This window comes from Arthrobacter sp. CJ23 (assembly GCF_024741795.1).
In the GTDB taxonomy this organism is placed as follows: Bacteria; Actinomycetota; Actinomycetes; order Actinomycetales; family Micrococcaceae; genus Arthrobacter.
The window spans coordinates 633,870-658,135 of the sequence record NZ_CP102950.1; the positions used below are offsets into that span (position 1 = coordinate 633,870).

Below are 24,266 nucleotides of genomic sequence, written 5' to 3' on the forward strand. Positions count from 1 at the left end.
GGTGGCTGCTGGGGTGGTCACTGGAGTCCTTTTCGGGTTGTTGCGGTGGGGTTGTTGGAGAGGAGGCTGCCCAGGTAGTCCGTGTCTTTGCGGGCCTGGGCCAGGACGGCCAGATCGACGTCGGCGAGGATCAGTTCGCTGCCGTCCCCGGCTGTGGCGAGCCGCCGGCCGTAGGGATCGGCGATGGTGCTCAGCCCCGCGAAATTCGGCCCGGCGTGGTTGGCGTAGGCGATGAACATTTGGTTCTCCAAGGCCCGGGTGGGCACCACCGTGGACGGGATCAGCCGGGTGTCGAAGGGGTTGGCTTCCCCCGACTCCTCGGAGCGCAGCGGCACCGCCGTCGGGACGCACAGCAGTTCCGCCCCCGCCAGGGCGGCTTCCCGGGCGAATTCCGGGAATTCGACGTCGAAGCAGATGCCGAGCGCGAGCCGGACGCCGGCAAAGTCGACGACGGCGGGCGGCAGCTGGCCGCGAGTGAAGACCTGCTGCTCGGCGGGGCCGAAGAGGTTCTGCTTGCGGTAGCGGGTGAGCTCGGTGCCGTCAGGGGCGAACAGCGAGGCACTGATGTAGTGCCTGCCCTCCTCGTGCTCGACGGTCGAGGCCACCAGGCCGATGCCGTTGGCCGCGGCGATGCCGGCCAGCTGTTCGCGCTGCGCGGCGCCGTCGCTCATGTGGACCAGGCTCGGTGCGTAGCCGCAGCTGAACAGTTCCGGGGTGACCAGCAGGCCGGCGCCCTGCTGGGCGGCTTCCCGTGCGCGGTTGGCGACGCGCTGGAGGTTCTGCGGCGGGGAGTTCACCAGGCCGGTGGCCTGCAGGACGCCGACGCGGAGCACGCCGGCCTGGTGAACGTCGTGTCCGGAGGTCACTGTGCCCCGTCCAGGTCCCCGCGGCACAGCCGCGCCACAACTTCGGTGAGCATGTCCACGCCGGCGCAGGCGTCGTCGTCGTGCGTGAACTCCCGTTCGTTGTGGGAGATGCCGTCGACGCTGGGAACAAACAGCATCACGGTGGGGACGATGTCCTTCATGTTGATGGAGTCGTGGCCTGCCAGGGTGAACACGGGCGTGTTGCTCAGCTCGAGCTTCTCGGCGCACTCGCGTGCCAGTTCGACGCCGGCGGGCTGGTACGGGTTGATGCCCCAGGCATGCGATTCCTCGACCTCAACGGAGACCTTGGCTTCGGCCTCGATGCGGGCGATTCCGGCGCGGAGCAGCGCCTTGGCGGACGCCAGCACCTCTTCGTCGGCGGTGCGCATGTCCATGACGAGCTCCACCTTGGAGGGCACCACCACGGGGGAGTTCGGGTACACGGTGAGCTGCCCCACCGAGGTGTGCAGCACGGCGCCCGCGAAGTGGTCGGCGATTTCGCGGAGCAGCACCACCAAGCGGGAAGCTCCCAGCAGGGCGTCCTTCCGGTCGGCGATGATGGCGGAACCGGTGTGTGCCTGTTCGCCGTGCACCGTGGCGGTGTATTTCACAGCAGCCCAGCAGGAATGGACCAGGCCGATGGTGGTGCCGGAATTCTCCAGCGAACGGCCCTGTTCGATGTGGATCTCGGCATAGGCGGCCGCGCGCGGGCCGCCGCCCGTGCCAAGCTGGCCGATGGCGGACAGTGCCTGGCGCACGGTGACGCCGTGCACGTCCGTCACGGTGAGGGCGGTCTCGGCGGGGAGCTTGCCGGTGTAGACGGAACTTCCCATCATGGAAGGGGCGAAGCGGCAGCCTTCCTCGTTGAACCAGTCCACCACGGCCAGGTTGTACTTCGGGGTTTCGCCGGCGGGGGTGCTCTCGGCCAGGCGGCGGCCGGCATGCAGGGCGGCCGCGACGCCGTAGGCGCCATCGTACTTGCCGGCAGTCGGCTGGCTGTCCAGGTGCGAACCGACCAGCACGTAGGGCGCGCCGGGCGTCCATTCCAGCAGTGCGAAGAGGTTGCCCACCTGGTCCGTTTCGGTGCGGAAACCGTACTGGGCGGCCAGGGACGTGAACCAGGTGCGGGCCTGGGCGTCGGCGGTGGTTGCCGCCTGCCGGTCCACGCCGTGGCCCGGGGTTTCGCCGATGGCGGAGAGGCTCCGGAAGTCCCGGAGGAAGGCTTCGGCTGCGGTGACGCCGGTGTTGGTTCCGATGGTTGGGGTGCTCATGGGGGAGTCCTTCGTCTAGTTCTTGGGGGTGGACGTGATGATCGGAAGGGCGTGGCTTCCGGGATTGACGCTCGCAATTTCAGTCACGCGCTTGCGGACCGCGAACCAGCCGGCGATCAGGGCCGGGATGATGATGACGAGGGAACCCACCGTGTAGCTGCCCACGGGGAAGTCGAAGACCATCAGGACCAGGACCGCGCCCAGGAATGCGAGGGTCAGATAGGAGGTCCACGGCGCGCCGATCATCCGGAATGCGGGCCGCAGCATGAGCCCTTGCTTGGACAGTTTGTAGAGCTTGAGCTGGCACAGCACGATGGTGGCCCAGGTGCACAGGATGGCGAGGGCCGTGGCGTTGAGGGCGATCTCGAAGGCCATGGCCGGAACCACGGCATTCAGGCCCACGCCCAGCAGGGTGATGGCGGCCGTGAAGAGGATCCCGCCGTACGGTACGCCGCCGCGGCTCATCTTCTCCATGAACCTGGGTGCCGTGCCCGTCTGGGCCATGGAGCGGTAGATGCGGCCGGTGGAGTACAGGCCTGCGTTCAGGCTGGAAAGGGCCGCCGTGAGGACCACGAAGTTCATGACGTCGCCGGCGCCGGGGACGCCGATGGCGGCGAAGAACGTGACGAACGGCGACTCGCCGGCCTTGTAAGCGGTGAAGGGGAGCAACATGGCAAGCAGGGCCGATGACCCGACGTAGAAGATGGCGATGCGGAAGATCACCGCGTTGACGGCCTTGGGCATGACCTTGGCCGGGTTCTTGGTTTCGCCCGCAGCAACACCGATCAGGTCGATGCCCGCGTAGGCGAACACGATGCCCTGGACGATGATGACGGCGGGCAGGAGCCCGTTCGGCAGCAGCCCGCCGTTTTCGGCGATCAAGGAGAAACCCGGGCTGTGGCCCGCCACCGGGAAGTTTCCGGCGAAGAAGATCCCGCCCACGATGAGGAAGGCCACCAACGCGCCCACCTTGATGACGGAGAACCAGAACTCGAGTTCACCGAAGAGCTTGACCGAAATGAGGTTCACGCCAGTCACCACGGCGAGTGCGGCCAAAGCGAGGACCCATTGGGGGACGCTGCTGAACGAGGTCCAGTAGTGGAAGTAGACGGCGATCGCCGTGATGTCCACGATCGCGGTGAGGGCCCACGAGACCGCATAGACCCAGCCGGACACGTAGGCTGCCTTTTCACCGTAGAACTCCCGGGCGTAGGAAACGAAGGAGCCTGACGACGGGCGGTGCAGCACGAGTTCGCCCAGCGCCCGCAGGACGAAGAAGGCAAAGACGCCGCAGACGGCGTAGACAAGGGGAAGCACCGGGCCGGCGGAGGCCAGCCTTCCTCCCGCGCCAAGGAACAGGCCGGTGCCGATGGCGCCGCCCATGCCGATCATCTGGACCTGCCGGTTGGACAGGCCCTTCTTGTATCCGGACTGCTCGTCGGGGCGGACGGCCGTTGTCCGCTCCTCGGTTCGGTCTGTGGTGGTCATGGAAGCTCCTGGCCAAGTGAAAGTGTGATGGTCGCCATGGGGCGACTGACAACGATCTTCCCAAGCGCACGGCGCCGGGCCAATGACGAGGAAACGGCAAAAACAGGCAATAAATGTACGAAGGTACAGTGCCTTTGCGGCGGCCAGGGTGCACGCTTGTGTAGTGCTACATCAGCGGAGGATTCCTTGATCGACGACGTGCAATGGCAGCGGATCATCGGAACGTTGACCAGCCAGGTGCCTGAACTCTCGGAGAACTTCCTGGGGCGGATTCTTGCGGACCCGGCCTATTCGGCGTCGGTGCTGACCATGGAGGATCTGCGCAGCAGCAGCCAGCAGACGTTCAAGGCGATGCTGGACTCACTGGGCAAGGGCGGCACGGAGACTGCTGGCCTCGACGCCATTGCCGCCGATCTGGGTGCCCGGCGCGCGAAGCAGGGAGTGCCGCTGGAAAGCCTGGTGCGGGCCATCAGGACCGACTTTTCTGTTCTGTGGGAGGCGTTGTCGGCGCCCTCGCTGGGCATCAACCCGGGACTCCTGGTGCGGCGGACCGAACTGGTGTGGCGCACCGTGGACGCTTTCGCCGCACGAGTCCAGGAATGCTACCGGGCCGAACTCGAGGACATCGAGAGGGCCAATGCCGACCTGCAGCACCAGTACCTCACCCAACTGCTGGCACCCGCGGAACCATCGCCGTCGGACATTGAACGCATCGCCGGTGCGCTGCGCGTCGGACTGGGCGCGGAGTTCCTCGTGGCGGCCATCAGCCGGGATGACAGCCTCAAGGTCCAGCGGCGCCTCCCGCTCAAGACCCGGCGGGAGCAGTCGACCTTCAGCTACGACCTGGGCCACCACACGCTGATCATCCAGCAGCGCGTCCAGGCCAACCGCAAGGACCTCAGCTTTGACGAGAGTGCACTGTTCGACGGCGTGGCGGCCGCCGTCGCGCCGTTTGCGTACGGTTTCGCGAGGGTCCGGCCGGCCGCGAGTGCCGCCCTGGAGATCATGCGCGATCTGCCCATGGGCAGCGTGGGGGTATTTTTCCTGCGGGACCGTTGGGAATCCATCGCCCGCCACCGGCTCACCCAGCTGGGGTGCGATCCCGGCCAGCTGGTCCATCCCTATCTGCGCCGCTGCACGCCGGTGGAACGGGAACGGATCCTGGAAACCGTGAACGACTTCCTTGGCACGGGAAGCCTGGTCGAAACGGCGGCCCGGCTGAAGTGCCACCGGAACACCATCGTCAACCGCCTGACGGCCTTCGAAAAGTACACGGGCCTGGACCTGCAAAGGCCCCGGGACGCCGCCGCGGCGCTGCTGGCCCTGCACGGTTCCTAGGGCGCCTGCTTGCCGCGCGAACGAACAGTTGAGGCCCCGGAATCCGCGGATTCGGGGCCTCAACTGTTCGTTCGGGCTGTGCGCTCGGGCGTGGCGTTAGACGGCGCAGCCGTCCGGGCCACAGGACTCCGCGTCGGAGCTGCCCACGGTCACCAGGGGGTTGGCTTCCTGCCAGGCCTGGTCCAGGGCCTGAGCGAACAGCTCGGCCGGCTGGGCGCCGGAGATGCCGTACTTGCGGTCGATCACGAAGAACGGGACACCCGTGACGCCGATGGCGCGGGCCTCGGCGATGTCTTTGCGGACGGCGTCGGCGTATTTGTCGGTGGTGAACAGTTCGGCGAGCTCGACGGCGTCCAGCCCCAGCTCGGTGCCGAGGGACGTCAGGTATTCCTGGCTGCCGATGTCCTTGCCGTGCTCGAAGTGGTCGCTGAGCAGGCGTTCCTTGGCCTGGTCCTGCTTGCCGTGCGCCGCTGCGAGGTGGATGAGGCGGTGGGCCGTGAAGCTGTTGGCCACCACCACGTTGTCGAAGCGGTAGTTGAGGCCCTCACCCTTGCCCTGCTCGGCGACGTGCTCGAACATCTTGCTGACCTGGGCCGGGGCCATGCCCTTGCGGGTGCTGAGGTAGTCGAGCTCGGTGCCGTCGTAGTGCCCGGGGATCGAGGGGTCCAGCTGGTAGCTGCGCCACTGCACCTCCACGGAATCCTTGTGCGGGAAGTCGGCCAGGGCCGCTTCGAAGCGGCGCTTTCCGATGTAGCACCACGGGCACGCGACGTCTGACCAGATCTCAATCTTCATGATGGCGACAACCCGGGCCGCGCCGCGGTCATTCCCGGAACGGGCTGTTGGATTGGTCACTGCGCGCATGCACAGAGCAGCGCGAACGAGCAGTTGATGCCCTTAGAACGCGGATTTGGGGGCATTAACTGCCCGTTCGCGCCGGGTCGGTGGGCGCGCTAGGGAAGGGCCCGCTCCATGACGAAGTCGTGCTCCACACTGGCGCCAAGCCTGAACGTCTTGGTGCCGACCTTCCGGAAGCCGCTCTTCTCGTAGAAGCGGATGGCCTTGGCGTTCTGGCTGTTGACGCCCAGCCACACGCCGGCTGCTCCGGATCCGGCGGCACGGCCCAGGGTGGCCTTCATGAGTTCCGCCGCCGCGCCCAGGCCGTGGTGTTCCGGGTGCACATAGCATTTGCTCAGTTCCGCGGAGGGAAGCAAGGTCAGGGCGTCCGCCACGTCCGGGTCCTGGGCCGGGCGGTCCACCAAGAGGCTGTAGCCGCGCAGCTCGCCGCCGGCGTCGATGGCCAGGATGGTGATGTCCGGATCGGCGAGGTACTCCGCAAAGTTGGCCTCGCTCAGGGTCCGCGCGAGGTGCGCGGCGATATCCTCAGGCGACGACGACGGCGGGCACGCGAGCGGGAAGGTGACGGCGGCCAGCGCGGCCAGCTTCCCGGCGTCGTCCGTTGTTGCTTCACGGATTGTCTGGCTCATGCGGTCCTCTCAGGCGGGCTGGCGAGGAAATGCCCCTCAAGAGTGATCTTAAGGGGCATTTGCGGAAGGATCCCGACGGCGGCCTGCCGCCCTGCGGGGGTTGTTGCTAGTTGGCGGCGACGAGGGCTTCGTTGCGGGCGAATTCCATGGCGCGGGTCCACAGGACCAGCTGGTCCAGCATGGGGTTCAGGCCGGAGGCTGCTGTCTCGCTGGGGGTGAAGGTGGAGAAGTTCTCGAAGTCGGTGAAGATCGAGAACATCACCTGGTTGCGGACGTGGGCCAGCTGCAGCTCGGAGGCGATGCCGCGCAGGTGCTCCACGGCGCGGGCGCCGCCCATGGAACCGTAGGAAACGAAGCCCGCAGCCTTGTTGTTGAACTCGACGGACAGGTAGTCCAGTGCGTTCTTGAGAGCGCCCGTGATGGAGTGGTTGTACTCGGCAACCACGAACACGTAGCCGTCGAATTCGTTGATCTTCTCGGAGAACGCCTTGGTGTGGCTGTTCTGGTAGTTCTGGTAGCCGGCCGGGTACGGCTCGTCCAGGACGGGGAGCTGGAAGTCGGCGATGTCCACGATCTCGAACTCGGCGTCGGTGCGTGCCGCGCTCTGGGCCAGGACCCAGTTGGCGACCTGGTGGTTGACGCGGCCGGGACGGGTGCTGCCGGTGATGATGGCGATCTTGGTCATTGCGGACTCCTTCAAGATAGATGCAAATGCATATATGTGTTTGCATCTATCTTGAAGGGAGAATGGTTGTCGCGTCAAGCAATGTGGCGAGGATCACTCGCAGATCACTCGCGGGCAGCTACTTGACCGAGCCCGCCGAGAGGCCCGCCACCAGGTGGCGCTGGACCAGGATGAAGCCGATCAGCACCGGCAGGGAGACCACCACGGAGGCCGCCATGAGCTGGTTCCAGAACACATCGGTCTCGCTGGCATAGGCCTTCAGGCCCAGGGACAGGGTCTTGGTGGATTCGTTGGTGAGGACGGAGGCAAAGAGGACCTCGCCCCAGGCCGCGATGAATGAGTACACGGCCACGGCGATGATGCCGGGCTTGGCCACGGGCAGGATCACCCGGATGAGGGCGCCCATCCGGCCGGTGCCGTCGATCATGGCCGCTTCCTCGAGCTCCTTGGGGATCGAGGCCAGGTAGCCGCTCAGCATCCAGATGGCGAAGGGCAGGGTGAACGTCAGGTAGGTGACGATGAGCCCGCCGTAGGAACCCTGGAGCTGGATGCCGGTGAGGTTCCGGATCTGGGTGAAGATCAGGTAGAGCGGCAGCAGGAACAGGATGCCCGGGAACATCTGGGTGGACAGCACGGTGAGGCTGAACAGTCGCTTGCCCTTGAATTCCAGCCGGGACACGGCGTAGGCGGCCAGGATGGCCACGATCACGGAGCAGATGGTGGCGCAGACGGTCACGATCAGGCTGTTCACGAAGTATTTGCCCAGCGGCACCGTGGTCCAGATGTCGAAGTACGGGGCCAGGGTGATTTCCTTGGGGATCCAGCGGAAGACGCCGGAAACATCCGAGAGGGGCTTGATGGACGTCGCCACCACCACGTAGAGCGGGATTGCCACCCACAGGGTGAGGATGGTCAGGACGATGTTGCGCAGGATGCGGAAACCGCGGGTTTCAAGCATTGTCTTTCTCCTTCGGCATGACCAGGCGGATGTAGGACGCCGAGGCGATGAGCAGGGCCAGCAGCAGCAGGACGCTCATGGCCCCGCCCAGGCCGAAGTTCCAGCTGCCAAACGAGTTCTGGTAGATCAGGGGCGAAATCAGCGTGGCTTCCTTGGGGGAGGTGGCGCCGAAGAGCACAAAGGGGATGTTGAACTGGTTGAAGGTCCACAGGCACATGACCAGCAGCAGCACCACGTTGGCGGGCTTGATCATGGGAACCGTGATGGTCAGGAACTGCTTCCACAGGGATGCGCCGTCCAGGGCGGCCGCCTCGTAGACGTCGCCGGGAACGTTCTGCAGCGCGGCCAGGAGCATGAGGAAGGCGAACGGCCACAGCTGCCAGATGTTGACGATCAGCATGGCTGTGAAGGAGTTTTCGCCCAGGAGCCAGAACGGGCGCTCGCCGCCGAAGAGGCCGAAGACGTCCACCAGGATCTGGTTCACCGCGCCGTCGCGCTGGTTGAACATGAACGCCCAGGCGATGGTGCCCACATAGGCGGGCAGGGCGTAGGGGATCAGGAAGAAGGTGCGGAGCACCGTCCGTCCGCGGAAGTTCGAGGACAGGAACACGGCGCCGGCCATGCCCAGGATCCAGGAGCAGCCCACCACCACCACGGTGTACAGCAGGGTCCTGCCGAGGGTGCTGAAGAAGGCCTGGCCGATGGTGCTTTCCGGGTTCAGGCCGTTGACGAAGTTCTGCAGGCCGACGAACGGGGCGTTGAGCCAGTTGGTGAGGTTGAGCTGGTTGAGCGAAATGAAGGCGATCCAGATGCCGAGCAGCATGGGACCGATGTGGATGAGCAGTTCGAGGATTCCGGCCGGCGTGATGAGCCAGTAGGCGAGCTTGGACTTCTTGATCTTGCGCAGCGCGGGCTGCCCGACGGCGGGAACGGCTGGGTTTGGAGGGGCGGCCTTGGCGCCGGGTTCCAGAGTGGTGCGGGACATGGTTTCTCCTTGGCTGCTGTGCGGGGGTGGGCAGGCCCGCCCCCGCACAGCTGTCCTGCTGCTACTGGGCAGCAGCCATCTGGTTGTTGGCGTCGGTCAGGGCCTTCTCGATGTCCTGCTGGGACACTGTGCCGGTGGCGGCCTTGGCGAAGAGCGCCTTCACCGCGTTGCCCACCAGCGTTTCCATCTGGCCTTCCTTGGAGATCAGCGGCATGGGCTTGGCGTGTTCGGCCAGGGTGTTCTGCTTCTGCTTGGCTGCGTCGTTCTGGAACTTGGGGTCGTTGTAGGCGGCCTTCACCGAGGGCAGCGAGGTGTAGGCGTCGTTCAGGTACACCTGCTCGGCGTCGCTGGTCAGGAAGGCGGCCAGCTTGATGGCGGCGTCCTTGTTCTTGCTGTTCTTGAAGATGCTGACGTTGGAACCGGCCACGAAGCTGTGCGTTGCCTTGTCCCCGGTGTCACTGAGGCTGACCACCGGCATGGGCGCCACGGCCCAGTCCTGGAAGTCGCGGGACTTGAAGTTCTTCACGGGGTTCTGGTCGAAGAGCATGGCTGCCTTGCCGTCGATCAGGTTGGTCACGGCGTTGGAGCCCTGGGAGATTTCGGCGTCGGCCGGAGCCATGACCTTGTCCGTGGCCATGAGGTCCACCCACTGCTTGACGCCGGCGGTCTGTGCCGCGCTGTTGAACGTCGGCTTCCCCGCGTCGTCGAACAGGCCTCCGCCGTTCTGCAGGCCGCGGATGAACGCCTGGTGGGCGCCGCTGGTTACGGCGCCGGCCGCTGCGGTGATGCCCCACTGGTCGGTCTTGCCGTCGCCGTTAGTGTCCTTGGTGAGCTTCTTGGCGTCGGCCACGAACTCATCCCAGGTCTTGGGAGCCTCGGTGATCCCGGCTTCCTTGAACAGCTTGGTGTTGTAGTACAGCGAGTAGGCCTGGCTGTAGAGCGGGATGGAAGTAGGGGCCTTGCCCGGCGCGCCGGACGTTCCCCAGGCGGACTGGACGAAGCGGTCCTTGCCACCGATGGCCTCCAGGAGCTTGCCTTCCACGGGTTCGAAGGCGCCGGTCTCCTGCAGGGTCACGGCCCAGGTGTTGCCGATGTTCAACACGTCCGGCCCGTCGCCGCTGGTGACGGCGGTGAGGATGCGGTTGTACATGTCGGTCCAGGAAATGACTTCCAGGTTGACCTTGGTGCCGGTGGCGGCCGTGAACCGCTCCAGCGCCGGGGCCAGGATCTGCCGGTCCTTCTCCACGGATTCACCCTGGTTGGTGGCCCAGTAGGTGATGGTGTCGCCGCCACCGGCAGCCTGGCTGCTCGAACCGCAACCGCCCAGGGTGAATGCAAGCGCTGTTGTTGCGGCAATGGCCGCAGCAGCCTTGAGGATCATCTTCATTGTTGAACTCCTTCGGGTTGGGGAAAGGACTAGCTGAGGGTGGAGGCGGCTGGATCCCAGCTCTCGGGCAGGGCGGGCGTGGTGGGTACGGAACTTTCCACGGTGCAGAAGGTGCCGGTCTTCAGTGATTCATCGATTGCCACGAGGGCGTCCAGAACGTGGAAGGCCAGCTCACCGGGTGCGCGGTGGGGGCGGTTCTCGCGGATGGCGCGGGCCATGTCCAACACGCCCTGGCCGCGGCCGGCGGTGGAGCCGGCGCAGGGGACCGTTTCCCAGTCCTCGGTGCCGCTGGCACGGATGCGGATGTCGCCGTCGAACATGTTGGGGTCCGGCAGGGAAATCGTGGCCTCGGTGCCGGTGATTTCCACGAACCCGGCCCGCGGCAGGGGGGATTCGAAGCTGAAGATGCTCTGTGCCTGCTGGCCGCTTTCGAATTCGATGAGCGCGCCCACATGGGTGGGGACCTCGACGTCGAACTCCTCGCCGGCCTTGGGGCCGGAACCGATGACCCGGGTTTCGCGCGACTTCGAGCCGAGGGCGGCGACCCGGCGGATGGAGCCGAACGTCTGGATCAGGGCGGTGAGGTAGTAGGGGCCCATGTCGAACAGCGGGCCTGCGCCGTTCTGGAACAGGAAGGCAGGGTTGGGGTGCCAGGATTCGGGGCCGGGAACCTGGAAGAGCGTCAGGCCGGTGAGCGGGCGGCCGATCCGTCCGGCCTCGATCAGGCGCCGGGCGGTCTGCAGCCCGGCGCCGAGGAAGGTGTCCGGGGCGCAGCCGAGCCGCATCCCGGCGGCTTCGGCCTCCTTGAGCAGCTGCGTGCCGCTGCTGCGGTCCAGGGCAAAGGGCTTCTCGCTCCAGACGTGCTTGCCGGCGCGGACCGCGCGGGTGGCGACCTCCACGTGGGCCGCCGGGATGGTCAGGTTGACGATGATCTCGACGTCGGGGTGGTCCAGGGCGGCGTCCACACCGCCCCAGGCGGCGATGCCGTACTCGGCAGCGCGGGCCGCGGCGGCCTCTTCGAAGAGGTCCGCGATGACGTGGACCTTCACATCCGGGAAGGTGGTCAGGTTGTCCAGGTACTGCTTGCTGATGACGCCGGCGCCGATGATCCCGACGCCGACGGGCCCGGTCTTGCTCATGCCTTTGCCTCCGCTTCGGCGCCCGTCAGGAAGGCCAGGCTCTGGGCGAGGCCGTCGAAGATGTCGCCGGCGTAGTCGTCGAATTCGACGACGCCGATTTCCAGGGACGCCGCTGCGCCGATGACTTCCCGGACGGCTACTTTGCCCTGGCCGGCCGGGAGCTGGGCTTTGGTGTCGGTTGTGAGGGGGCCGTCCTTGATGTGGATGAGCTTCACGCGGTCGCCGAGCCGCGCCAGCAGTTCCACGGGGTCCTGGCCGCCCACGGAGACCCAGTAGGTGTCCACTTCCAGGACGAGCTCCGGGTCGAGGAGGCCGGCGAAGTACTCCAGCGCGGTCTGGCCGTCGATGCGGGACTCCAGCTCCCAGGCGTGGTTGTGGTAACCGACTCGGATGCCGTATTCGGCGCCCTTCTTGGCGGCCTGGTTGAGCTTGGCGGCAATGGCCTGGACGTCCTCGGCGTTCTGCCACTGCTCGGCGGGGACGTAGGGATCAATCACGGTGCCGATGCCCAGGGCCTTGGCGGCGGCGAAGATCGCGTCCTGGTCCTGGCTGAGCAGCGGGGCGTGGCCGGACGGGGCCGTCAGCTGGTTCGTACGCAGTGCCTCGCCCAGCTGCGTGGCGGTGGCGACGAAGTTGTAGGGCTCCACCTGGGTGAAGCCGATCTCTGCGAGCTTCGCGATGGTGCCGGGCAGGTCCTCTTCCAAGGGCTTCCGGACCGAGTACAGCTGAACGGAATAAGACAAGGTGTTCTCCTTTGAAGTTTGCGTGGCCTGGTGTTCCGGCCCCTGCTTGTGCTTGTCGGTGAGTGCGGCCGGGGTGGCCTGGAGCGGAAATCTATGCGCTTTGATCCGCTGACTGATATCAATCAAAGCGCATAGATGTGATGTTGGCAACACCTTTAACCAACAAAGTGGCAAAAGTCTGATGATTTCCGGCATTAAGGTGTTTCGTCATGCCTGGAGGCATGCCTTGGGGCGTGCGGTGGCGCGGTGGTGCGGTGGCGCGGACGCGCGGAGGCGCCGTGCGGTGAGCCGCAGAGGTGGGGGAGGCCTTAGCCGGCGGTGCAGCCGCAGCTTTCGCGGATCAGGAGTTTGACCGGGAGCTGCTTGGTGACCGGGTCGGGGCTGGGCTTGGTCACTTCGTCGATGAGGAGCGACGCGCCGGTCTGGCCGAGCATCACCATCGGCTGGCGGACCGTGGTCAGGGCGGGGCGGTTTACCAGCCCGGCCACCAGGCCGTCGAAGCCCGTCACGGCGATGCGCTGCGGGACGTTGACGCCGGCGGACGCCAGGGCGTCCATGTAGGCCAGGGCTTCCTCGTCCGTTGAACAGAGCAGAGCCTCCGGGAGGGTGCCTTCCGACAGCAGTGCGCCCACGGTCTCCGCTGCAAAGGACGCAAGCGATCCGCGCGGCGCCGTGGGCAGGGTGCGGCGGGCAAGCCCGGCGGCCGCCATGGCGTGGCTGTAGCCCAGGAAGCGCTGCTCCTTATCGGGGAATCCTTCTGGCCCCACAAACACGATGTCCTTGTAGCCATGCCCGGTGATCAGGTGCTCCGTCATGGCCGCCATGCCGCCGGCGTTGTCCACGGAGACACCGTGCAGGCCGTTGTCCTTCACGGGGATGGACAGTTCCACCACGGGGATGCGCTTTGAGATCCGGAGCAGGACGTCCTCCGGCAGGGTGTGGGGGAAGACGGCCAGGCCGTCCACGCGGCCGGCGATGTCGGCCAGGTCGGTCTCGCCGCCGGCAGCCTTGGCATCGCCCACCATCAGCACGTAGCCGCGGCGCCAGCATTCCATCTCGACGCCCCGCTGCACCTCGTCATGGTAGAGCGGGAACATGCGGAAGTCCGCGTTCGTCTCGTCGCTGAACGGCGTCTGGGCGTTGGGCCGCAGCCCCGCGCTCCTGTCGAAGTAGGCGAAGGAGAACAGGCCGATGGCGCCGGTCCGGCCACGTGCCAGCCCCCGGGCACTGGCGCTCGGCAGGTAGCCCAGTTCGCGGGCCGCCTGTTCCACGCTGTGCCGGGTGGATTCCTTGACCCGGTGCGGCTGGCTGAACGTGAAGGACACCGTGGCGATCGAGACACCCGCGCGCTCGGCCACGTCGTACACAGTGGGGCGCTTGGCCACGCGAGGTCCTTTCCGTTGAAAACCCTATGCGCCTAGCATTTCACGAACGGTTGCGTGGGGTTCCCTACGGACGGTTTCCTTACGGATATTCCTCTGGAAGGCATCAGTCCTGGCTGCTGAAGGCGGCGTCGAAGGACGTCTGCGACGGCGGGAAGTCGAACTTCTTCAGCGCGGCCAGGGCTTCGGGGGCGCCGTGGAGGCGGTCCATGCCGGCGTCTTCCCATTCGATGCTGATGGGGCCGGTGTAGCCGATGGCGGTGAGCGCGCGGAAGGACGCTTCCCAGGGGACGTCGCCGCGTCCGGCGGAGACAAAGTCCCAGCCGCGGCGCGGATCGCCCCAGGGCAGGTGCGAGCCCAGGACGGTGTTGCGGCCGGTGGGGCGGAGCTTGGTGTCCTTGCAGTCCACGTGGTAGATCCGGTCCTTGAAGTCCCAGATGAACGAGACCGGGTCCATGCCCTGCCACATCATGTGGGAGGGGTCCCAGTTCAGTCCGAAGGCCTCGCGGTGGCCGATCGCCTCGAGGGTGCGGACAGTGGTCCAGTAGTCGTAGGCGATCTCGCTCGGGTGGACTTCGTGGGCGAAGCGGACACCGCATTCATCGAAGACGTCCAGGATGGGGTTCCAGCGGTCAGCGAAGTCCTGGTAGCCGGCCTCGATGACCTTCTCCGGCACGGGCGGGAACATGGCCACGTACTGCCAGATGGAGGATCCGGTGAAGCCGACCACGGTGTCCACGCCCAGGGCCTTGGCGAGCCGGGCGGTGTGCTTCATTTCCTCGGCGGCACGGTGGCGGACGCCTTCAGGCTCGCCGTCGCCCCAGACGCGTGAGCCGACGATTGCCTCGTGGCGGAAGTCGATGGGGTCATCGCAGACTGCCTGGCCCTTGAGGTGGTTGGAAATGGCCCAGACCTTGAGGTTGTACTTCTCCAGGATGGCGAGTTTGGATTCGACGTAGCCGGGTTCGTCCCAGCGCCAGGCGTCCAGGTGGTCGCCGGAGACGGCGATTTCCAGGCCGTCGTAGCCCCAGCCGGAGGCGAGGCGGGCGACTTCCTCGAAGGGGAGGTCGGCCCACTGGCCGGTGAACAGGGTGTACGGGCGGGGCATGTCAGGCTCCTTCGGTGAGGGGGTGGGTGACCTGGATCAGGGCGGATTTGGCGTTGGCGGATTCCTCGACGGCGGCCAGGACCCGCTGCACGGCCAGGCCGTCCTCGAACGACGGCGACGGCGGGGTCCCGCCGTCGATCGCGGTGAGGAAGTCGCGGATTTCGTGCGTGAAGGTGTGTTCCCAGCCGAGCACGTGGCCCTGCGGCCACCAGGCGGCCACGTACGGGTGCTCCGGTTCGTTGACCAGGATGCGGCGGAAGCCCTGCTCCCGGACGGGGAGGGTGGCATCGAGGAAGCCGAGCTCGTTGATGGCTTCCAGATCGAAGAGGAGGGAGCCTTTGTCGCCGTAGATCTCCAAGGTGAGTGCGTTCTTCCGTCCGGTCGCCATCCGGGAGACTTCCACGGAGGCGATGGCGCCGCCGGCGAGGGTCAGCGTGGCCCAGGCGGCGTCGTCGACCGTTACTTCTTCCGTGCCGTCCGCCCCGGGGCGGCTGTTCACGAAGGTGTGCAGGCGGCCGGAGACCTCGGTGACGGCGTCGCCGAGGAGGAACAGGACCTGGTCGATGGCGTGGGAAGCGATGTCTCCCAGGGCCCCGGAACCGGCGGTTTCCTTGTTCAGCCGCCAGGTCATGGGGCTTTCCTCGTCGGAGAGCCAGTCCTGCAGGTAGGCGGCGCGGATGTGCCTGACGGTGCCGAGGCGGCCTTCGGCGATGAGCTCCCGGGCCAGCGCCAGGGCCGGGACGCGGCGGTAGTTGAAGCCGATCATGGACTGCACGCCGTACTTCCGTGCGGAGCGGGCGGCCGCGGTCATTGCCTCGGCTTCGGCGAGCGTGTTGGCCAGGGGCTTTTCGACGAGGACGTGCTTGCCGGCGGCCAATGCGGCGACGGCGATCTCGGCGTGCATCCAGCCCGGGGCGCAGATGTCCACGATGTGGATGTCGTCGCGCTCCAGGACGGAACGCCAGTCGGTGGCGTACTCCGCCCAGCCGTACCTGGCCGCGGACGCTGCCACCTGCCCGGCGTCGCGCCCCACGAGGACTTTCTGCTCGAAGGCCGGGACGTCGAAGAAACTGGCAACATTCCGCCAGGCGTTGGAGTGGGCCTTGCCCATGAAGGCGTAGCCGATCATGGCTACGCCCAGGGGGCGCCGGCCCGCGGACTGTGGGGGATTTGCCGGGAGTTGGGCGGCGCCCGGCGGCTGCGGCAGGGATTCCGGAAGGGTCATGGTGGCTGGTCCTCAGGGGTGGCTGGTGTTTTAATCGAAGTTACGGCCACTTTTGCCTAGAGTCAATCAAAAGTTCTGGAAGTTTGATGTCAAAGCGCGGCGATTGCCCGGCCACTGTGCTATTCCTTAAGCATGGTGACCTCTATCCGACGGCAGGACCAGCTCGCGAGCGAAGCGGGAGTCCTGGCCCGCGCAGGCGACTTGTTCCAACTGCTCCGCGACGGCAAAGCCCGTACCCGAGCTGAACTCGCCGAACTGACGGGGCTGGCACGCACCACCGTTGCGGCTCGCATCGATGCGCTCACCTCCCTGGGCCTGGTGGGTCCGGCCGGGGAGGCGGCCTCATCCGGCGGCAGGCCGCCGTCGAAGTTTGTCTTCAACGCCACCGTGCGGCTGGTACTGGCCGCCGACGTCGGCGCAAGCCACGCGGCCGTGGCCGTCACCGACCTTAACGGCATGGTCCTGGCCCGCCATAAGGAAGCCCTGGACGTGGCCGACGGCCCCGAGGCCGTGCTGGACTGGGTGCTGGAAAACGGGCACAAACTCCTCGCCGAGATCGGGCGCTCCGCTGCGGACATCGCCGGCATCGGCATCGGTTTGCCGGGCCCGGTAGAGCACGGCACCGGCAAGCCCGTAAAGCCGCCCATCATGCCCGGCTGGGACGGCTTCGACGTGGTTGGCTACATCCGCAGGGACATCGACGCCGAGGTCCTGGTGGACAACGACGTCAACATCATGGCGCTCGGCGAACGCCACGCTCACTGGAGCGAATACCAGGACGTCCTTTTCATCAAGCTCGCCACGGGCGTGGGTGCGGGCATCATCAGCAGCGGCGAACTGCAGCGCGGCGCGGACGGCACCTCGGGAGACCTCGGCCATGTGCGCGTCCCCGGCGGCGAAGGCGTGCTGTGCCGCTGCGGAAACACGGGCTGCCTTGAGGCCCTTGCATCCGGCCAGGCGCTGGCTGCCAAGCTTGCCGCCCAGGGCATCGAGGCGAGCTCGGGTTCGGACGTGGTGGACCTGGCCGCGCAGGGCAACGTCAACGCCATCCATGCACTCCGGCAGGCCGGGCGCGACGTCGGAGAGGTCCTTGCCATCTGCGTCAACATGCTCAACCCCTCCGTGATCGTGGTGGGCGGATCCCTGTCCAGGGCCGGCGACCAGCTGCTGGCCGGCATCCGCGAAGCGGTCTATGGGCGGTCCCTCCCGCTGGCCACCGCCAAGCTGCGCATCGAGCAGTCCCGCGCCACCACCGACGCCGCCATCCTGGGCGCCAGCCGCATGGTCATTGAACATGTGCTCTCCCCGGCCGTGGTGGAATCCGCCGTCGCCGCGGCCTTGCGCGCCTAGCCGCCCCTTCGGCGCTCCGTCAGCAACGCCTCCTTTCAGAAACGCCCGACGACGGCCCCGCACCTTGCGCCGGGCCGCCGGCTTCTGTCGCGCCCCAAACCGCCGCGTCTGCCACTTACTTTTGCCGCGAAATATGCAAAGACCCGTGAATATAGCACGCCTCTGGTGAAAAGCCGTGGAGGCGATCCCAAAATCAATGCGCTTAGCTGATTGACAGCCGGGAACAAGCCGTGAAAGCGTACTTATGGCTGCTCATTTGCATACTTTTGCATTACAAGAAACAAAAGTAGGACTCTGGACGTTTCGGACTCAGGCACAGCCAGCACCACACACGCACGGAAGAACAGGAACATCGTGAGCATTCAGCAGCAGGCTACGGCCGTACCACTCAAGGTGGGGGTTGTGGGCATCGGTTGGGCCGGCCAGCAGCACCTCAAGGCCTACAGCACCATCGACGGCGTCGAGATTGTCGCCATCGCGGGCATGGAGGCGGAACTCCTCGCCCAGATGACGGAGGAGTACGGCATTCCTCATGCCTTCGCCCGCTGGGAGGACATGATCGAGCTCGAGGGCCTCGACGCCATCAGCGTCGCCGTGCCTACTTTCCTCCACGCCCCGATCTCCATCGCGGCCTTGGAACGCGGGCTGCACGTGCTCAGCGAAAAGCCGTTGGCCCGCAACGGCGAGGAAGGCTTGGCCATGGTGGAGGCGGCCCGCGCCGCCGGCCGCGTGCTGGACATCGTGTTCAATCACCGCCGCCGCGGCGACGTCCAGAAGCTCAAAAGCATCATCGACGACGGCGAACTCGGCCGTCCGTACTACGCGAAGGCTTCCTGGCTGCGCCGCAAGGGCATCCCCACCTTGGGCAGCTGGTTCACCAACCCGGAGCTGGCCGGCGGCGGCCCCATGGCAGACCTCGGCGTGCACGTCCTGGACTACGCCCTCCACCTGCTGGGCGAGCCGAAGGTCCTCTCGGTCTCGGCGTCGACATACGCGGAGCTCGGCCCCCAGGGCCGCGGCGGCGACACGAACTACATCGCCGGAAACGCGAGCCACAAGTTCGAGGTCGAGGACTTCGCCTCCGCGTTCATCCGCCTCGAAGGCGGCGTCACCCTGCTGGTCGAGGCCGGCTGGGCCAGCTACCGCGACCCCGCGGACCTGATGGACTTCCGTGTCTACGGCACGGACGGCGGCGCCGAGCTGCGGGCCGCCCAATCCAACAAGGTTTCCGAGTCCGGCCTGCGCGTGTTCACCGACAAGGACGGGGAAAACGCCGACTACCAGGCGGAACCGTTGGAGGACGGAAACCACCAGGCCGTTGTGGACGATTTCGTCGCCGCCGTGCGCGGCGGGGAAACCGTGTGGGGCCGGCACGACGGTTCGCTTGCCCTGAGCCGGGCCCTGGTCCTGGACGCCTGCTACCAGTCCGCCCTCGAACAACGTGAAGTGGTGCTCTGAGCATGAATGACAAGAAATTGAAGATCGTCGTCTGGAACGAAGGGGTGCACGAGGCCCGCAACGAGCCCGCCACCATGGCGGAGATGTACCCGGACGGCATGCACGGCGCCATCGCCGAAGGCCTGCGCGGCTTCCACCCGGAGGCGGAGATTTCCACGGCCACTCTGGCCGACCCGGAGCACGGGCTCTCCGAGGAAGTCCTGGAGCAGACCGACGTGCTGCTGTGGTGGGGGCACATCGCCCACCAGGAAGTCAGCGACGACGTGGTGGAGCGCGTGCAGCGCCACGTGCTCGGCGGCATGGGCCTGGTGGTGCTCCACTCGGGCCACTTCGCCAAGATCTTCACCCGCCTGCTCGGCACAACCTGCTCACTCAAGTGGCGCAACGAGGGCGAACGCGAACTCGTGTGGACGGTCAAGCCCTCCCACCCGATCGCGGCCGGCGTCGAAAGCCCCATCCTGATCCCCAAGCAGGAAATGTACGGGGAGCTCTTCGACATCCCGGAGCCGGACGACCTGATCTTCATCAGCTCCTTCGCCGGCGGCGAGGTGTTCCGCTCCGGTGTGACCTTCACCCGGGGCAAGGGCCGGATCTTCTATTTCAGCCCCGGCGACCAGGAATACCCGGTCTACCACCAGCCGCAGATCCAACAGGTCATCGCCAACGGCGTTGGCTGGGCGGCCCAGCCGGACCTGTTCCGGGACCCCCCGGCCGTGGCCAACGCGCCGCTGAACTGGTACCTGGGCTGACCGTTCCCCGACGCAGTGCGCGGACCCGGTGGGCCGGAACACGCGGCTGTGTGTTCCGGCCCACCGTGCTTTCGCGTCCGCCGGCGGTGAGCGCGTGATACGAATGAAAGTGATGACTACGAAACCGCTTTCCTGCCCCAGCACCAAGCCGCTGTCCGCCGCATGAGCGGGCAATTCCTCGCCAGGGTTCCCCGCGGCTGGTTGTTGCTCGCCTGCATCATCCTGATCGCCCTGAACATGCGCGGGCCCTTCGTCGGTGTTGCCCCCGTGGCCGGCGCCATGCAAAGTGATCTGGGGCTGTCCCCGATCGAACTGGGCCTGCTCACCAGCATCCCTGTGCTCTGTTTCTCGCTCTTCTCACCCGTGGCTTCCTTGGCGGCGCGCAGGTCCGGGGCGGAATTCGCCATCACATTGACCCTGCTCGGCGTCCTGGCCGGGGTATGCGTCCGTTCCGCGGGAGGCACGGTACTGGCCATGGCGGGCACCGTGGTGATCGGCCTGGCCATCACCGTGGGCAACATCGCCGTGCCCCTCATCATCAGGCGCGACTTCCCGCCGCGCCGGCAGGGCACCGCCATGGGCGTTTACACGGCCGCGCTGAACGTGGGCGCCTTCCTGACGTCCGTGGCCACGGCTCCCTGGGCCGAAGTGGCAGGCTGGCGCGTGTCCCTGCTGTCCACGGGCATCCTGGCTTTGGTGGGCGTGGTTTTCTGGGCCCTCGCCGCCGGGCCGCGCGAAGCCCTGCTGCCGACCGCCCCGGTGCTTGCGGACACCCCGCGCCAGGCCGGAATCCGCCCTTCCGGCTGGCTCACGGCAGGCCTGACAATCGGCTTCGCGGGGCAGGCATTCTCGTACTATGCAGTCACAGCCTGGTTGCCCAGTTACCTCGGCGACGAACTGGGAATGTCCGCCTCCGCGGCCGGTGCCGGCTCCTCGATCTTCCAGATCCTCGCCATCGTGGGTGGCCTCGGCGTGCCGCTGGTGGCCAAGCGCATGAGTACGACGGCGGTGGCGGTCACGCTGGGCGTGCTGTGGCTGACTGTGCCCCTGGGCCTGTTGCTGGTGCCGGAATTGTGGTGGCTGTGGTCCGTCTGCGGCGGAATCGCCCAGGGTGGCGGCATCACCATCATCTTCATCGCGGTCATCCAGCTGGCCAAGGACCTTGCCGCCGCGGGGCGGATGTCGGCCGTGGTGCAGGGCGTGGGCTACAGCGTGGCGGCTGTGGCCCCCGCCGCAGTCGGCTTCGTCTATGACACATCCGGCTCGTGGACGGTGCCGCTCTTGGTGATCACGGGATCGGTGCTGGCCTTCTTCCTGGGCACGGTCCTATCGGTGCGTAAGGTGCCGCGCCCGGCGTAGCTGCCTCCCGCCGTCGGGCCCTCAAGAACCGGCCAAACACCGGCGCGAACGAACACTTGAGGCCCCAAAATCCGCGGATTAGGGGCCTCAAGTGTTCGTTCGCGCTTAAGTGGTTCGCGCTATGGGGTTTTCCGTTGCTGGGCTGCCTCCCCGGCCATCGGGGTCACTTGTTGCGAAGAGTGCAGGCAGCCCAGCGGACGGGTCCTAGGCGGCTACGAGTTCCTCCTGGGTGGCCTCTTCACGGGCCTCCGTCAGGAACCGGGCGTAGGCCGGGATGGTGAGGAAGGTGGGGAAGTCCTCGGCCAGTGTGACCTCTTCGAAGATGCTCTTGGCATCGGCGAAGCGGTCGCCGTCGAAGCGCTCCAGCCGGGCGAATTCCTCGTCCAGCATGTCCTCCACCCATTCGCGGGTGATGACGTCGCCCTCCTCGGTGATGGCGTGGGAGTAGATCCACTGCCAGATCTGCGAGCGGGAGATCTCGGCCGTTGCAGCGTCCTCCATCAGGTTGTGGATGGCCACGGCACCGTTGCCGCGCAGCCACGACTCGATGTAGCGGATGCCCACCTCGATGTTGAGGCGGATGCCGGTCTCGGTGATGGTGCCCTCGGTGCTGGCAACGTCGATCAGCGCGCGGTCATCCGGCGTGACGTCCTCACGGGAGCGGTCCAGCTGGTTGGGACGCTCGCCCAGAACGGCGTCGAACACCTCGCGGCACACCGGCACCAGGTCCGGGTGGGCAACCCAGGAACCGTCGAAGCCGTCGTTGGCCTCGCGGGTCTTGTCGGCGCGCACTTTCTCGAAGGAGGCCGTGTTGGCTGCCTCGTCCTTGCGGTTGGGGACAGCGGCAGCCATGCCGCCGATGGCCATGGCGCCGCGGCGGTGGCAGGCCCGGACCAGCTGCTCGGTGTAGGCCCGCATGAACGGCTGGGTCATGGTGACCTGGCCGCGGTCCGGCAGGACGAAGCGGGGGCCGCGGGTGCGGAAGTTCTTGATCAGCGAGAAGATGTAGTCCCAGCGGCCGGCGTTCAGCCCGGAAGCGTGATCGCGCAGTTCGTACAGGATCTCTTCCATCTCGAAGGCTGCCGTGATGGTCTCGATCAGCACCGTGGCGCGGATGGTGCCCTGCGGGATGCCCAGCAGGTTCTGGGCCAGGATGAAGATGTCGTTCCAGAGGCGGGCCTCGAGGTGGTTTTCGATTTTCGGCAGGTAGAAGTACGGGCCCTTGCCCTGGGCCAGCAGGCGCTTGGCGTTGTGGAAGAAGTACAGTCCAAAGTCAACGATTCCGCCGGCAACGGGCTTGCCGTCGATCAGCATGTGCTTCTCGGGGAGGTGCCAGCCGCGGGGGCGGACCACGATGGTGGGCAGGTCCTCGGCGGCGCGGAGCTTGTATTCCTTGCCCTCGGGGGAGGTGAAGTCGATGCGCCGCTCCAGGGCGTCGGTCAGGTTGAGCTGGCCCTGGATGACGTTGCGCCACGTGGGGGTGGAGGAATCTTCCATGTCGGCCAGCCACACCTTGGCGCCGGAGTTGAGCGCGTTGATGGTCATTTTGTGGTCAACGGGGCCGGTGATCTCCACTCGGCGGTCTTCCAGACCCGGGGCCGGGGGAGCGACGCGCCAGTTGGGGTCGTTGCGGATGCCTTCGGTTTCGGGCAGGAAGCGGGGGTCCTGGCCGGAGGCGATCTGGCCGCGCCGGCTGTGTCGGGCCTGCATCAGCTCCTGACGACGATCAGCCGTAGCCCGGTGCAGCTGGGCCACAAAGTCCAAGGCGTCCGGAGTGAGCACTTCGTTCTGCCGGCAAATGGGCTGCGCGGTCAACGTGATGCCGTTGATAGTGAAGTTGTCAGTGAAGCTGTTCATGTCAATCTCTCCTTGCGGGGGCCAACTGAGTCGCAGTAGGTGTCGTTTTGAGCGTTCAAAACGACACCTACTGCTATCTAGTTGGGGAAGTGTTTAGTGGAATTGGCCCTCTTCGGTCGATCCGACCAAGGCGAGGGTGGATGCGTTCGGGTTGAGCGCAGTGGCAATGTCGTCGAAGTAGCCGGTGCCGACTTCGCGCTGGTGCTTGGTTGCGGTGTAGCCGCGGGACTCGGAGGCGAATTCCTTTTCCTGCAGCTCGACGTAGGCGGTCATGCCTTCACGGGCGTAGCCGTGGGCCAGATCGAACATCGAGTAGTTCAGGGCGTGGAAGCCGGCCAGGGTGATGAACTGGAACGTGAAGCCCATGGCGCCGAGTTCGCGCTGGAACTTGGCGATGGTGGCGTCGTCCAGGTGCTTGCGCCAGTTGAAGGACGGGGAGCAGTTGTAGGAGAGCATCTGGTCCGGGAACTCAGACTTGACGGCCTCGGCGAACTTCTTGGCAAGCTCGAGATCCGGGGTGCCCGTCTCCATCCAGATGAGGTCGGAGTACGGTGCATAGGCCTTGGCGCGGGCGATGCAGGGCTCGATGCCGTTGCGGACCTTGTAGAAGCCTTCCGGGGTGCGCTCGCCGGTGACGAATTCCTGGTCGCGGGGATCGACGTCGGAGGTGATCAGCGTTGCTGCCTCGGCGTCGGTGCGGGCGATGACCACCGTGGGGGTGCCGGCGACGTCGGCGGCCAGTCGGGCGGCGTTCAGCGTGCGGACGTGCTGCTGGGTGGGAATGAGGACCTTGCCGCCGAGGTGGCCGCACTTCTTCTCCGAAGCGAGCTGGTCTTCCCAGTGCACGCCTGCCGCGCCGGCCTGGATCATGGACTTCATGAGCTCGTACGCGTTCAGCGGGCCGCCGAAACCGGCCTCGGCGTCTGCAACGATCGGGACCAGCCAGTCCTCAACGGACTTGATGCCCTCGGAGTATTCGATCTGGTCTGCGCGGAGCAGGGCGTTGTTGATGCGGCGGACCACCGTGGGAACGGAGTTGGCCGGGTACAGGGACTGGTCCGGGTAGGTGTGGCCGGAGTTGTTGGCGTCCGCGGCAACCTGCCAGCCGGAGAGGTAGATGGCGCGCAGGCCGGCCTTGACCTGCTGCACTGCCTGGTTGCCGGTGAGGGCGCCCAGGGCGTTGGTGTACTTGCCGGTGCTGTGCTCTTCCGTGAGCTGCTTCCACAGCTTCTCCGAGCCGCGGCGGGCCAGGGTGTGCTCTTCGGAGACACGGCCGCGGAGCTTGACGACGTCGGCGGCCGAGTAGTCGCGGGTGACGCCTTCCCAACGCGGGTTGGCGGACCATTCAAGCTCCAGCGCTGCGGCCTGCTGCTCTGCGGTGGGCTGCTCTGCTGGTTCAAATGATGCGGTCATTGTCTGTCTCCTTGGTGG

21 protein-coding genes are annotated in these 24,266 nt (G+C 66.5%); 5 read left to right on the forward strand and 16 right to left on the reverse strand.

Translation table 11 applies throughout. The features are described 5' to 3' along the window. Positions 1-17: 17 nt before the first annotated feature. From NVV90_RS02860 to NVV90_RS02870, 3 genes are read right to left on the reverse strand one after another with little or no spacing between them, the layout of a single operon-like run. Positions 18-866 carry a nitrilase-related carbon-nitrogen hydrolase gene (locus tag NVV90_RS02860; RefSeq protein WP_258439689.1) on the reverse strand — a complete coding sequence of 283 codons (849 nt, stop codon included), beginning with the start codon at positions 864-866 and terminating at the stop codon, positions 18-20. Next, positions 863-2,137: a M20 family metallo-hydrolase gene (locus NVV90_RS02865; protein ID WP_258439690.1), complete on the reverse strand. Its 1,275-nt coding sequence runs from the start codon at positions 2,135-2,137 to the stop codon at positions 863-865. The genes NVV90_RS02860 and NVV90_RS02865 overlap by 4 nt, the downstream gene beginning before the upstream one ends. A gap of 15 nt (positions 2,138-2,152) precedes the next feature. Next, complete coding sequence (locus NVV90_RS02870; RefSeq protein WP_258439691.1) at positions 2,153-3,625, reverse strand: amino acid permease; 1,473 nt, start codon at positions 3,623-3,625, stop codon at positions 2,153-2,155. 186 nt (positions 3,626-3,811) lie between these two features. Here NVV90_RS02870 and NVV90_RS02875 point away from each other — a divergent pair, with 186 nt between their 5' ends. After that, positions 3,812-4,963, forward strand: a complete 1,152-nt coding sequence (locus NVV90_RS02875) for a helix-turn-helix domain-containing protein (RefSeq protein ID WP_258439692.1) — start codon at positions 3,812-3,814, stop codon at positions 4,961-4,963. A gap of 96 nt (positions 4,964-5,059) precedes the next feature. On the opposite strand, the gene NVV90_RS02880 is transcribed toward NVV90_RS02875, so the two are convergent. The 11 genes from NVV90_RS02880 to NVV90_RS02930 form a co-directional block, all read right to left on the reverse strand. Further along, a complete protein-coding gene (locus tag NVV90_RS02880; protein ID WP_258441051.1) occupies positions 5,060-5,758 on the reverse strand; it encodes a DsbA family oxidoreductase in 699 nt (232 codons plus the stop codon). Between the two features lie 158 nt (positions 5,759-5,916). Beyond that, the gene (locus NVV90_RS02885) at positions 5,917-6,450 is read right to left on the reverse strand and encodes a GNAT family N-acetyltransferase (RefSeq protein WP_258439693.1); all 534 of its coding nucleotides are present in this window, start codon (positions 6,448-6,450) and stop codon (positions 5,917-5,919) included. Positions 6,451-6,556: 106 nt separating this feature from the next. Beyond that, positions 6,557-7,135, reverse strand: coding sequence for an NADPH-dependent FMN reductase (locus tag NVV90_RS02890; protein ID WP_258439694.1), 579 nt, complete (start codon positions 7,133-7,135; stop codon positions 6,557-6,559). 118 nt (positions 7,136-7,253) lie between these two features. Then, complete coding sequence (locus tag NVV90_RS02895) at positions 7,254-8,093, reverse strand: carbohydrate ABC transporter permease (protein WP_258439695.1); 840 nt, start codon at positions 8,091-8,093, stop codon at positions 7,254-7,256. Continuing rightward, entirely contained in the window at positions 8,086-9,078 is a 993-nt protein-coding gene (locus tag NVV90_RS02900) for a carbohydrate ABC transporter permease (protein WP_258439696.1), read from the reverse strand. Before NVV90_RS02900 ends, NVV90_RS02895 begins: the two co-directional genes overlap by 8 nt. A 61-nt stretch (positions 9,079-9,139) precedes the next feature. After that, positions 9,140-10,465, reverse strand: a complete 1,326-nt coding sequence (locus tag NVV90_RS02905) for an extracellular solute-binding protein (protein WP_258439697.1) — start codon at positions 10,463-10,465, stop codon at positions 9,140-9,142. Positions 10,466-10,494: 29 nt separating this feature from the next. Continuing rightward, positions 10,495-11,604, reverse strand: a complete 1,110-nt coding sequence (locus NVV90_RS02910; RefSeq protein ID WP_258439698.1) for a Gfo/Idh/MocA family protein — start codon at positions 11,602-11,604, stop codon at positions 10,495-10,497. Then, positions 11,601-12,347 carry a sugar phosphate isomerase/epimerase gene (locus NVV90_RS02915; protein ID WP_258439699.1) on the reverse strand — a complete coding sequence of 249 codons (747 nt, stop codon included), beginning with the start codon at positions 12,345-12,347 and terminating at the stop codon, positions 11,601-11,603. Before NVV90_RS02915 ends, NVV90_RS02910 begins: the two co-directional genes overlap by 4 nt. Before the next feature lie 308 nt (positions 12,348-12,655). Beyond that, positions 12,656-13,732 (reverse strand): LacI family DNA-binding transcriptional regulator, encoded by a 1,077-nt coding sequence (locus NVV90_RS02920; protein WP_258439700.1) that lies wholly within the window; start codon positions 13,730-13,732, stop codon positions 12,656-12,658. A 103-nt stretch (positions 13,733-13,835) separates the two neighbouring features. After that, positions 13,836-14,837: a sugar phosphate isomerase/epimerase gene (locus tag NVV90_RS02925; protein ID WP_258439701.1), complete on the reverse strand. Its 1,002-nt coding sequence runs from the start codon at positions 14,835-14,837 to the stop codon at positions 13,836-13,838. 1 nt (position 14,838) lies between these two features. Next, positions 14,839-15,966: a Gfo/Idh/MocA family protein gene (locus tag NVV90_RS02930; protein ID WP_258441052.1), complete on the reverse strand. Its 1,128-nt coding sequence runs from the start codon at positions 15,964-15,966 to the stop codon at positions 14,839-14,841. A 228-nt stretch (positions 15,967-16,194) separates the two neighbouring features. Here NVV90_RS02930 and NVV90_RS02935 point away from each other — a divergent pair, with 228 nt between their 5' ends. The 4 genes from NVV90_RS02935 to NVV90_RS02950 all read left to right on the forward strand — a co-directional run bounded on the left by NVV90_RS02935 (position 16,195) and on the right by NVV90_RS02950 (position 20,978). Continuing rightward, positions 16,195-17,412 carry an ROK family transcriptional regulator gene (locus tag NVV90_RS02935; protein WP_258439702.1) on the forward strand — a complete coding sequence of 406 codons (1,218 nt, stop codon included), beginning with the start codon at positions 16,195-16,197 and terminating at the stop codon, positions 17,410-17,412. Between the two features lie 354 nt (positions 17,413-17,766). Continuing rightward, positions 17,767-18,870 (forward strand): Gfo/Idh/MocA family protein, encoded by a 1,104-nt coding sequence (locus tag NVV90_RS02940; RefSeq protein WP_258439703.1) that lies wholly within the window; start codon positions 17,767-17,769, stop codon positions 18,868-18,870. 2 nt (positions 18,871-18,872) lie between these two features. After that, positions 18,873-19,619 carry a ThuA domain-containing protein gene (locus NVV90_RS02945; RefSeq protein WP_258439704.1) on the forward strand — a complete coding sequence of 249 codons (747 nt, stop codon included), beginning with the start codon at positions 18,873-18,875 and terminating at the stop codon, positions 19,617-19,619. 162 nt (positions 19,620-19,781) lie between these two features. Then, positions 19,782-20,978 carry a CynX/NimT family MFS transporter gene (locus tag NVV90_RS02950; RefSeq protein ID WP_258439705.1) on the forward strand — a complete coding sequence of 399 codons (1,197 nt, stop codon included), beginning with the start codon at positions 19,782-19,784 and terminating at the stop codon, positions 20,976-20,978. A 204-nt stretch (positions 20,979-21,182) separates the two neighbouring features. On the opposite strand, the gene aceB is transcribed toward NVV90_RS02950, so the two are convergent. Together aceB and aceA are read right to left on the reverse strand one after the other, a co-directional pair. After that, on the reverse strand, positions 21,183-22,835 hold the full coding sequence (gene aceB / locus NVV90_RS02955) for a malate synthase A (RefSeq protein WP_258439706.1): 1,653 nt from the start codon (positions 22,833-22,835) through the stop codon (positions 21,183-21,185). Between the two features lie 93 nt (positions 22,836-22,928). Further along, positions 22,929-24,248 carry an isocitrate lyase gene (aceA, locus tag NVV90_RS02960; RefSeq protein ID WP_258439707.1) on the reverse strand — a complete coding sequence of 440 codons (1,320 nt, stop codon included), beginning with the start codon at positions 24,246-24,248 and terminating at the stop codon, positions 22,929-22,931. Positions 24,249-24,266: the final 18 nt, after the last annotated feature.

Coding starts and splice junctions, on each gene's coding strand:
- NVV90_RS02865 (WP_258439690.1), bottom strand. CDS start 2,137: ATGAGCACCCCAACCATCGGAACCAACACCGGCGTCACCGCAGCCGAA.
- NVV90_RS02870 (WP_258439691.1), bottom strand. CDS start 3,625: ATGACCACCACAGACCGAACCGAGGAGCGGACAACGGCCGTCCGCCCC.
- NVV90_RS02880 (WP_258441051.1), bottom strand. CDS start 5,758: ATGAAGATTGAGATCTGGTCAGACGTCGCGTGCCCGTGGTGCTACATC.
- NVV90_RS02885 (WP_258439693.1), bottom strand. CDS start 6,450: ATGAGCCAGACAATCCGTGAAGCAACAACGGACGACGCCGGGAAGCTG.
- NVV90_RS02890 (WP_258439694.1), bottom strand. CDS start 7,135: ATGACCAAGATCGCCATCATCACCGGCAGCACCCGTCCCGGCCGCGTC.
- NVV90_RS02895 (WP_258439695.1), bottom strand. CDS start 8,093: ATGCTTGAAACCCGCGGTTTCCGCATCCTGCGCAACATCGTCCTGACC.
- NVV90_RS02900 (WP_258439696.1), bottom strand. CDS start 9,078: ATGTCCCGCACCACTCTGGAACCCGGCGCCAAGGCCGCCCCTCCAAAC.
- NVV90_RS02905 (WP_258439697.1), bottom strand. CDS start 10,465: ATGAAGATGATCCTCAAGGCTGCTGCGGCCATTGCCGCAACAACAGCG.
- NVV90_RS02910 (WP_258439698.1), bottom strand. CDS start 11,604: ATGAGCAAGACCGGGCCCGTCGGCGTCGGGATCATCGGCGCCGGCGTC.
- NVV90_RS02925 (WP_258439701.1), bottom strand. CDS start 14,837: ATGCCCCGCCCGTACACCCTGTTCACCGGCCAGTGGGCCGACCTCCCC.
- NVV90_RS02930 (WP_258441052.1), bottom strand. CDS start 15,966: ATGATCGGCTACGCCTTCATGGGCAAGGCCCACTCCAACGCCTGGCGG.
- NVV90_RS02935 (WP_258439702.1), top strand. CDS start 16,195: ATGGTGACCTCTATCCGACGGCAGGACCAGCTCGCGAGCGAAGCGGGA.
- NVV90_RS02945 (WP_258439704.1), top strand. CDS start 18,873: ATGAATGACAAGAAATTGAAGATCGTCGTCTGGAACGAAGGGGTGCAC.
- NVV90_RS02950 (WP_258439705.1), top strand. CDS start 19,782: ATGAGCGGGCAATTCCTCGCCAGGGTTCCCCGCGGCTGGTTGTTGCTC.
- aceB (WP_258439706.1), bottom strand. CDS start 22,835: ATGAACAGCTTCACTGACAACTTCACTATCAACGGCATCACGTTGACC.
- aceA (WP_258439707.1), bottom strand. CDS start 24,248: ATGACCGCATCATTTGAACCAGCAGAGCAGCCCACCGCAGAGCAGCAG.